This window comes from Pedobacter sp. 01N416 (assembly GCF_056399685.1).
The window spans coordinates 1-1400 of sequence record NZ_JBFTRT010000852.1 but is presented as its reverse complement, the minus strand read 5'-3'; the positions used below and the strand labels follow the sequence as shown (position 1 = coordinate 1400).

At 38.9% G+C, this 1400-nt stretch carries 1 protein-coding gene; it reads left to right on the top strand.

The genetic code is table 11. The features are described from left to right. Window positions 1–1036, top strand: a 1036-nt coding sequence (locus tag AC1DND_RS27845) for a DUF4998 domain-containing protein (protein ID WP_477586093.1), incomplete at its 5' end; no start/stop codon positions are given. Window positions 1037–1400: the final 364 nt, after the last annotated feature.

Sequence of the window (1400 nt, the reverse complement as noted above, 5' to 3'; positions counted from 1 at the left end):
ATGTATACTATCTTGTTCAAAAGAAGATGCGTTTAAAGAATTTACAAAGAATGGGGAAATTAGCTATCCTGGAAAGCCAACCGTAGTGCTTGCCCAGGCGGGATATAAGCGGGTGCTGTTACGGGTGGCATTGGGCCCAGACCCTGCCATAACAAAAATAAAAACCTATTGGAACAGTAGGGCCGATTCTTTGGAAACCCCGGTGGTAAGAAGTAATGGGGATATTGTAAATGTGTTTATTACCGATCATTTAAACGAAGGCCAGAATAATTTCGAGGTATACACCTATAACAATAAAGGCAACAAATCTATAGTAACTAATGTATCTGGAACGATGTTTGGCGACAATTATCTGAGCACAGCACCAAGGGTTAACAGATCGATAGCCACACTTAATTTTAGTGCTTTAAATAAGGCTGTAATTACCTGGGGCCCTGCTTTATCAACCGAGCAGTTTATTGAATTGAAATATATTAATTTAAAAGGAGCGGATACGACCAGCCTTGCTCCCTCGCAATCAATAACCACATTGTCCAACTATAAACTAGGAACGGCAATTACCTATCGTTCTATCTATGCGCCAGAAGCTACTGCTTACGATGTGGTATCGGCGGCCCCAAGCCCGGTAGATTTAACTAAGGGGAGCTATTACCCTGCTGCTATGTCAGGTTACTTTTATTCTACTTCCACTAAGAAAGTAATTGGTCTTAATAAAACTTACGTTCCAAATGGTACAAATGGCATAACTGGCGGTATAATTATCCCTGTAGGTGATTTAACGGACGGCACCAAAGCCTTAATTGTTATAAACGCTGATAATACGGTAACCATATCCGCAGCTACAGGGTCTCCAAATGGGCCGTTTGTGATGTATAGTTCGGGCTTGCCAGCACCTTATGACACCGCTACACCTATTYGGGTAAATTCTACAGCTTGTAACAACACCTATGATCCGGCTACCAAAATCCTTAAAATAAGGTATGGTATTGGTGGAACAGGCGCCCGGGTTATTGAAGAGATTATTGAGCTTAAATAATTTTCGTCGAGGTTTGCTTGAAACCTTGGGATATAAATTTTAAAACATTTAATAATTAGTATTTTAAACACCTGGGCATTAAGCCTGGGTGTTACTCATTTATTCAACATTTCTAGCTTTAAAATTGTGAATCAGTTTTTTGTGCACATTACTAGGGAGTGAACCCTATATGCTTTATAATCTAGAATATATTTTTATCTCCTAACAGGTATCTAAATGATCGGCAGTAAAAAAATAAATATATAATGACCGGTTTACAATCAGGTCCCTTGTTTGTTGAAGATAATCTCTTTGTGAATACTAGGCTACCAGTAGTCTGCATTCATAAGCATTTTCAATATTTTTTGGACAAAGGGTACAAAAG